Source organism: Streptomyces sp. NPDC060198, from assembly GCF_042728415.1.
Classification (GTDB): Bacteria; Actinomycetota; Actinomycetes; order Streptomycetales; family Streptomycetaceae; genus Streptomyces.
Window position 1 is genome coordinate 1 of the sequence record NZ_JBHWZJ010000326.1, and the last position, 7,866, is coordinate 7,866.

The 7,866-nt window shown below is 72.2% G+C and carries 7 protein-coding genes; 6 read left to right on the top strand and 1 reads right to left on the bottom strand.

Translation table 11 applies throughout. The annotated features are described in order from the left end of the window. The first annotated feature begins 140 nt into the window (after positions 1 to 140). From ACFWEP_RS27990 to ACFWEP_RS28005, 4 genes are all read left to right on the top strand, one after another. A complete protein-coding gene (locus ACFWEP_RS27990; protein ID WP_387374042.1) occupies positions 141 to 1,598 on the top strand; it encodes an aldehyde dehydrogenase family protein in 1,458 nt (485 codons plus the stop codon). A gap of 134 nt (positions 1,599 to 1,732) precedes the next feature. Next, entirely contained in the window at positions 1,733 to 2,173 is a 441-nt protein-coding gene (locus ACFWEP_RS27995; RefSeq protein WP_328722784.1) for an Lrp/AsnC family transcriptional regulator, read from the top strand. Between the two features lie 217 nt (positions 2,174 to 2,390). Then, on the top strand, positions 2,391 to 3,197 hold the full coding sequence (locus tag ACFWEP_RS28000) for a carbon-nitrogen hydrolase family protein (RefSeq protein WP_387374045.1): 807 nt from the start codon (positions 2,391 to 2,393) through the stop codon (positions 3,195 to 3,197). Between the two features lie 112 nt (positions 3,198 to 3,309). Beyond that, positions 3,310 to 5,001 carry a flavin monoamine oxidase family protein gene (locus tag ACFWEP_RS28005; RefSeq protein ID WP_387374047.1) on the top strand — a complete coding sequence of 564 codons (1,692 nt, stop codon included), beginning with the start codon at positions 3,310 to 3,312 and terminating at the stop codon, positions 4,999 to 5,001. A 51-nt stretch (positions 5,002 to 5,052) separates the two neighbouring features. Here the strand turns inward: ACFWEP_RS28005 and ACFWEP_RS28010 are convergent, their stop codons facing one another. Then, on the bottom strand, positions 5,053 to 5,781 hold the full coding sequence (locus ACFWEP_RS28010; RefSeq protein ID WP_387374048.1) for a DUF5995 family protein: 729 nt from the start codon (positions 5,779 to 5,781) through the stop codon (positions 5,053 to 5,055). 222 nt (positions 5,782 to 6,003) lie between these two features. Here ACFWEP_RS28010 and ACFWEP_RS28015 point away from each other — a divergent pair, with 222 nt between their 5' ends. After that, entirely contained in the window at positions 6,004 to 7,143 is a 1,140-nt protein-coding gene (locus tag ACFWEP_RS28015) for a glycoside hydrolase family 6 protein (RefSeq protein ID WP_387374052.1), read from the top strand. 258 nt (positions 7,144 to 7,401) lie between these two features. Beyond that, positions 7,402 to 7,866 (top strand): solute carrier family 23 protein (locus ACFWEP_RS28020; protein ID WP_387374050.1); only part of this gene is annotated, 465 nt, incomplete at its 3' end.

Sequence of the window (7,866 nt, forward strand, 5' to 3'; positions counted from 1 at the left end):
GTTCGACCGCGGGGGGCACAGTCGTACGCCCGTTGTCCGGTCAAACCCCTTCGGCGGCCGGTCTGTTGCTTCAACTCCTCGACGACGTAAGTAATATGAGTCCCGTTCAGTCACCCGCCCACTCTGCGGTAAGGGATCTCATGTCCTTCTTCACTGACCTGGCCCACCAGTACATCGACGGCGAGTGGCGGCCCGGCAAGGGCTCCTGGGACATCATCGACTTCAACCCGTTCGACGGGGAGAAGCTCGCTTCCATCCCGGTCGCCACGGCCGAAGAGGTGGACCAGGCCTACCGGGCCGCCGAGCGCGCGCAGCGGACGTGGGCCGAGACCAACGCCTACGCCCGGCGCGGTGTGCTGGAGAAGGCGCTGCGGATCGTGGAGGAGCGCGAGAGCGAGATCGGTGACGCGATCGTCGCCGAGCTCGGCGGCACCCGACTCAAGGCCGCTTTCGAGCTGCACCTCGCCAAGGAGTTCCTCCGCGAGGCGATCCAGATCGCGCTGCGCCCCACCGGCCAGCTGCTGCCCTCGCCGGTCGAGGGCAAGGAGAACCGCGTCTACCGCGAGCCGGTGGGCGTGGTGGGCGTCATCAGCCCGTTCAACTTCCCCTTCCTGCTCTCCCTGAAGTCGGTCGCCCCCGCGCTCGCCCTCGGCAACGCGGTCGTCCTCAAGCCGCACCAGAACACCCCGATCGTCGGCGGCACGCTCATCGCCAAGATCTTCGAGGACGCCGGTCTGCCGGCCGGACTGCTGAACGTCGTCGTCACCGACATCGCCGAGATCGGCGACGCCCTGCTGGAGCACCCGGTCCCCGAGGTCATCTCCTTCACCGGCTCCGACAAGGTGGGCCGGCACGTGGCGACCGTCGGTGCCGCCCACCTCAAGCGGGTCGTCCTGGAGCTCGGCGGCAACAGCGCGCTCATCGTCCTGGACGACGCGGACGTGGACTACGCCGTCGACGCCGCGGTCTTCAGCCGCTTCGTCCACCAGGGCCAGGTCTGCATGGCCGCCAACCGCATCCTGGTCGACCGTTCCGTCGAAGCCGAGTTCACCGCGAAGTTCGTCGCCAAGGTCGCCTCCCTGACCGTCGGCGACCCGGCCGACCCGGCCACCCAGATCGGCCCGCTGATCAACTCCACGCAGGCCGACGCCGTCACCAAGCTCGTGGAGCAGACCGTCGCCGGCGGTGCCACCGCGCTGCTGCGGGGCACCACGGACGGCAACCTGGTCAGCCCGTCCGTGCTCACCGGCCTCTCCGCCGACTCTCCCGTGCTCCAGCAGGAGATCTTCGGTCCTGTCGCGCTGATCGTGCCCTTCGACGGCGAGGACGAGGCCGTCCGGATCGCCAACGACACCCCGTACGGTCTCAGCGGCGCCGTGCACACCGGGGACATCGAGCGCGGGGTCCGGGTCGGGCAGCGCATTCACACCGGCATGATCCACATCAACGACGGCACCGTGAACGACGAGCCCATCGTCCCGTTCGGCGGCGTGAAGAACTCGGGCCTCGGCCGCCTCAACGGCGAGTCGACGATCGACTCCTTCACCACCCAGAAGTGGATCTCGATCCAGCGGGGCCGCACGCGGTTCCCCTTCTGACCGCCACGCGGGACCGCTCCGCGAGCTCGTCTCGCCACGCGGTGGGCGCTCCGGCGAGGGGCGCCCGTGGTCTACTGCGGGGGCGGCACCACCGCCCCCGCACCAGCCCCTCGCAGAGAAGTGAACCGCCCGACGTGCGCCTGAACGAACTCGACGAACGCATCGTCCACGCCCTCGCCGAGGACGCCCGGCGCTCCTACGCCGACATCGGCGCCCTCGTCGGCCTGTCCGCGCCCGCCGTGAAACGCCGCGTCGACCGGCTCCGCGAGCAAGGGGCGATCACGGCGTTCACCGTGCGGGTCGACCCCTCGGCGCTGGGCTGGGAGACCGAGGGCTTCATCGAGATCTTCTGCAGCCGCAACACCTCTCCGGATTCGATCAGGAACGGGCTCTCGCGCTACCCGGAGATCGCCTCCGCCTCCACCGTCACCGGCGAGGCGGACGCGGTCGTACAGGTCTTCGCGGCCGACATGCGCCACTTCGAGCAGGTTCTCGAACGTATCGCGAGCGAGCCCTACGTGGAGCGGACGAAGTCCGTCCTGGTGCTCTCCCCGCTGGTCCGCCGGTACGTCTGAGGCGCCCGGGCCGAGTGGGGAGGCCCGCTCCGGCCCGCCGGGCTGAGACCTGGATCACCCTTCTGAGCTGTGACGACGCCGCGCGCAACGAATCGCCGCGGAAGGGCCGGCGGACGCAACGGATCGACGGTCGGTGCGCAACACTCGCGCCTTGTCGGCGGTGGCGGGCGAAACGTACCTTCGGATACGTCCCCCGCCGCCCCGCCCGAGGTCAGCCATGCCGCCGTTGCGTACCGCCCTGTTCCAGAGCTCCGGCACCCCCGGAGACGTGACGGCGAATCTCGAAGCCCTCGATCACGCCGCCGCGCGCGCCGCCGCCGGCGGGGCCCAGCTGCTGGTGACCTCCGAGATGTACCTCACCGGCTACGCGATCGGCGATGCGGTGCCCCGCCTGGCCGAGCCCTCGCACGGCCCCGGCGCACGGGCCGTCGCCGCTCTCGCCGCCCGGCACCGGATCGCCGTCCTGTACGGCTACCCGGAGCGCGCGGGCGAGCTGATCCACAACGCCACCCGGCTCGTCGGTCCCGACGGCTCCGCTCTCGCCGACTACCGCAAGACCCACCTCTTCGGCGACTTCGAGCACACCTGGTTCACCCCCGGCGAGCAGACCGTCGTCCAGGCCGAACTCGACGGTGTCCGCGTCGGGCTGCTGATCTGCTACGACGTCGAGTTCCCGGAGAACGTCCGGGCCCACGCCCTCGCCGGCACCGACTTCCTGGCCGTGCCCACGGCGCAGATGCACCCCTTCCAGTTCGTCGCGGAGTCCGTCGTACCGGTACGCGCCTTCGAGAACCAGATGTACATCGCCTACGTCAACCGGACCGGACAGGAAGGCGAGTTCGAGTTCGTCGGGCTGAGCTGCCTGGCCGGGCCCGACGGCGCGGTGCGCGCCCGGGCCGGACGCGGCGAGGAACTCGTCACCGGGGACGTGGACCCCGCCCTCCTCGCCGCCTCGCGCGCCACCAACCCGTACCTCGCCGACCGGCGCCCGGAGCTGTACGGCCCGCTCGTCGGCCCCGTGTGAGGGCCTTCCACGCGTCGGCCCCGTGTGAGGGGCCTCCCGCTCGTCGGCCCCGTGTGAGGGCCTCCCCCTGCCGTCTTCTCTCCCGCCCGTCCCCGCAAGGAGTCCGTACCCCATGACGTCCACGGTGCCCAACGCCGTCCCGCACGCCGACACCGCCCCGCCGATCACCATGTTCGGTCCGGACTTCCCGTACGCGTACGACGACTTCCTCGCCCACCCCGCGGGGCTCGGCCAGATCCCCGCCACCGAGCACGGGCAGGAGGTCGCGGTCGTCGGCGGCGGCCTCTCCGGCATCATCACCGCCTACGAGCTGATGAAGATGGGCCTGCGCCCGGTCCTCTACGAGGCCGACCGGATCGGCGGCCGGCTGCGCACCGTGGGCTTCGACGGCTGCGACCCGTCGCTCACCGCCGAGATGGGCGCGATGCGGTTCCCGCCCTCGTCCACCGCGCTCCAGCACTACATCGACCTGGTGGACCTGGAGACCCGGCCGTTCCCCAACCCGCTCTCCCCGACGACCCCCTCGACCGTCGTGGACCTCAAGGGCGAGTCCCACTACGCGCGCACCATCGACGACCTGCCCCAGGTCTACCGCGACGTGATGGACGCCTGGAACGCCTGCCTGGAGGAGGGCGCCGACTTCTCCGACATGAACCGGGCCCTGCGCGAGCGGGACGTCCCGCGCATCCGGGAGATCTGGGCGCGGCTCGTGGAGCAGCTCGACAACCAGACCTTCTACGGGTTCCTGTGCGCGTCGGAATCCTTCAAGTCCTTCCGCCACCGGGAGATCTTCGGCCAGGTCGGCTTCGGCACCGGCGGCTGGGACACCGACTTCCCCAACTCCATCCTGGAGATCCTGCGGGTCGTCTACACCGAGGCGGACGACCACCACCGGGGGATCGTCGGAGGCAGCCAGCAGCTCCCGCTGCGTCTGTGGGAGCGCGAACCGGTGAAGACGGTCCACTGGCCGTCCGGCACCTCGCTCTCCTCCCTGCACGGCGGCGACCCCCGCCCCGCCGTCACCCGGCTCGACCGCACCGCGGGCAACCGCGTCACCGTCACGGACGCGGACGGCGACATCCGCACCTACCGTGCCGTCGTCTTCACCGGGCAGTCCTGGCTGCTGCTCTCCAAGATCGCCTGCGACGACGAGCTCTTCCCGATCGACCACTGGACGGCGATGGAGCGCACCCACTACATGGAGTCGTCCAAGCTGTTCGTGCCCGTCGACCGCCCCTTCTGGCTGGACAAGGACGAGGTCACCGGCCGCGACACCATGTCGATGACGCTGACCGACCGGATGACCCGGGGGACGTACCTGCTGGACGACGGACCCGACAAGCCGGCCGTCATCTGCCTCTCGTACACCTGGTGCGACGACAGTCTGAAGTGGCTGCCGCTCACCCCGAACGAGCGCATGGACGTCATGCTCAAGTCGCTCGGCGAGATCTACCCGAACGTCGACATCCGCAAGCACGTCATCGGCAACCCGGTGACCGTCTCCTGGGAGAACGAGCCCTATTTCATGGGGGCGTTCAAGGCGAACCTGCCCGGCCACTACCGCTACCAGCGGCGGCTGTTCACCCACTTCATGCAGGACCGGCTGCCCGCCGACAAGCGGGGGATCTTCCTGGCCGGCGACGACATCTCCTGGACGGCGGGCTGGGCCGAGGGCGCCGTGCAGACCGCGCTGAACGCCGTCTGGGGCGTGATGAACCAGTTCGGCGGCTCCACCGACCCCACCAACCCTGGCCCCGGCGACCTCTTCGACGAGATAGCCCCGGTGGAACTGCCGGAGGACTGACACCGGCCCGCCGCCCCCGGTCCCCGACCCCTGGAGGCGGCGGGCGGCGGTTCAGCGGCAGGGGGTCAGCAGGAAGCGTCCGACGAGGCCGACCGCCGCGTCCGTACGCTGCCGGAACTCCTCGGCGAGCGGCGGGAGGGCCCGCAGCCGCCAGAGCACCTTCGCCGCCGACCAGGCGCCGTCCCGGGCCCGCTGGAGGCTCCAGGACGTCAGCAGATGGGTCAGCGGGTCGGCGACCTCCAGCAGATCCGGTCCGGGCATCAGCTCCTCGCGGATCCGCTCCTCCAGCAGCACGAGGAGATCGCCCACGCGCTCGAACTCATCCTCCAGGTCCTGCGGAGCGCAGCCGAGCGTACGGCAGGCGTCCACCACCGCCAGCGCGAGATCGTGGCCGATGTGCGCGTTGATGCCCGCGAGGGCGAACTGAATCGGGCGTACCCCCGGGTGACGCCGGAACTGGAGGAGCGGGCGCCAGCACTCCGGCGGGAGGCCGCCCCGCTCCGCGGTGCCGATCGCGGTCAGGTAGTGCTCCGCGAACCGGACGTCCAGCGCCGACGTGGCCGCAAGGTCGGTGAAGCCGCCCGCGTCGAGCTCACCGCCGATGGCCTCGGTGACCGCCAGATAGACCTGGTTGAAGACCCCTACGCCGTCCCCCTCGGGGCACAGGGCGCCGAGGTCGCGCATGCGTGCGATCACGTCCGCGATGCTGGTGGGTGCCGTCTCCACGGCCGGGTCCGGGCCCGGCGGGGCCTCGTCCGCGATCTGTTCCAACTGCGCCATGACCGCAGCGTCCCAGCCGTAGTCTCGACGCGGCGGCGACCGGGCCGGAGTTCATCGGATCGGACGAACCCCGGTGCCCCGGAAGGATGGTGTGGAGTGCCGGACCGTGTCCGCGAAGTCCCGTGGCGTCCGGGGAAGTTCCCCGCAAGGCGCCGGGGCGCCGCCCGTACGGAACGCCGCGCCGCCCGTACGGAACGCCGCGCCGCCCGCCGGCACGCGCTCATGAGCGCCGCCGCGGCCCTCGTCGCCGCCGTGTCCGCAGCCGCGGTGCTGACCACCGGGGCGGGCGGAGAGGATCGCGCCACGGCGCCGCCCGCCCCGTCCGCCTTCGACGCGCCCCTGCCGGGCGGCCCCACCTCCGCCCCGCCACCGCCACCGTCGCCCTCCCCGTCCCCGGCGCACCCGCCGCGCGGGCCCGCGGCGGGGACGGCGGCGAGCCCGTCCACGGCGGCGGCCCCCCGGTCCCCGTCCCCGTCGCCCGCCACCGGCGGCGCGGTCCGGCTGCCCGCGCTCTACCGGTACCCGGACTCCCAGCTCCTGGAGTGGACGGCCGACCACCGGGAGGATCCGCTCCGCCCGGTTCTGGAGTCCCGGATCGGGAACCGGCCGACCGCCGTCTGGTTCGCCTCGTACGACCCGGCCACGATCACCGGCCGGGTGGCGGCCGTCACCCGGGCCGCCTCGGCGGCCGGCCGCACCCCCGTCCTGGTGCCGTACGCCATCGCGGACCGCGACTGCGGCGGCGCGTCCGGGGGCGGGGCGCCGGACCTGGGCGCGTACGACGACTGGATGCGCGCCTTCGCCGCGGGGCTCGGCGACGGACCGGTGATCGTCGTCCTGGAACCCGACGCCGTGGCGGTCTCCGACTGCCTCACGGCGGACGCCCGCGCCGCTCGTTTCGCCTCGCTGGCGCGGGCGGGCCGGACCCTGCACGCCGCGAACCCGCGGGCCAGGGTCTACTACGACGGCGGTCACTCCGCCTGGAACGGCGCGGTGGAGCAGGCGGCGCTGCTCCGGGCGGCGGGGGCCGCCCGGTACGGCGACGGGATCTTCACCAACGTCTCGAACTTCCGCCGCACCGCCGACGAGACCGCCTACGCGCGCCGGGTGCTGGACGCCCTCGGCGGCCCGCCCGGCATGGGCGCCGTCATCGACACCAGCCGCAACGGCAACGGCCCCCCGGCGGAAGACGCCTGGTGCGACCCGCCGGGGCGGGCGCTGGGCGACGCCCCGACGACGCGTACGGGCGAGTCCCGGATCGACGCGTATCTGTGGGTGAAGCTGCCGGGGGAGTCCGACGGCTGTTCGGCGGAGGCGGGGGAGTTCAGCCCGGAGTACGCGTACGCTCTCGCGACGGGCTGAAGCCGCCCTGGCGCGATACCTCCGACGCCGGGTCAGACCCGTTTTCCCGCAGGTCAGTCACTCGTACGCGAGGATGAACGTTTTGGCCAACGGGGATGGATTCGGCTAGAAAGGTTCTTTTGCGTCATCGTTCCGCGGGGGTACGCGCGTACGCCCGCCGAGGGCGCCCACGGGCGACGGGTGTGCGGCGGCGCCCGGCGAAGGCACGGGCGCGAGCCCGTCACCGCGCGGAGGTGCGACACGAGCTGAGGAGTGATCATGGCGGGCTTCGGCTGGAAGCTGCACGGCGACGGGAAGCATCTGCGGCCGGGGGAGGTCGTCAAGCCCGGTGAGCGGCTGACCTGGGGCCGGACCGTCGGGCTCGGGGCCCAGCACGTGGTCTCCATGATCGGCGCGTGCTTCGTCGCGCCGGTCCTGATGGGCCTGGACGCCAACCTCGCCGTCATGGCGTCCGGTGTCGCCACCATCTTGTTCCTGCTCGTCACACGGGGCCGTATCCCCAGCTACCTGGGGAGCAGCCTGTCGTTCGTCGGCGTCGCCGCCGTGATCGCGACGCAGGGCGGCGACGCCTCTACCCTCACCGGCGCGCTGCTGGTCGTCGGAGCCGTGCTCTTCCTCTGCGGGGCGGTGGTGGGCGCCCCCCGCCCGCGGCGCAAACACCAGGTGGTGCCGCCCGGGGGGCCCCGCGCGGGGGTCCAGCGAAACCGCGGGAAACACGCCCCC

Coding starts and splice junctions, on each gene's coding strand:
- ACFWEP_RS27990 (WP_387374042.1), top strand. CDS start 141: ATGTCCTTCTTCACTGACCTGGCCCACCAGTACATCGACGGCGAGTGG.
- ACFWEP_RS28000 (WP_387374045.1), top strand. CDS start 2,391: ATGCCGCCGTTGCGTACCGCCCTGTTCCAGAGCTCCGGCACCCCCGGA.
- ACFWEP_RS28005 (WP_387374047.1), top strand. CDS start 3,310: ATGACGTCCACGGTGCCCAACGCCGTCCCGCACGCCGACACCGCCCCG.
- ACFWEP_RS28010 (WP_387374048.1), bottom strand. CDS start 5,781: ATGGCGCAGTTGGAACAGATCGCGGACGAGGCCCCGCCGGGCCCGGAC.
- ACFWEP_RS28015 (WP_387374052.1), top strand. CDS start 6,004: ATGAGCGCCGCCGCGGCCCTCGTCGCCGCCGTGTCCGCAGCCGCGGTG.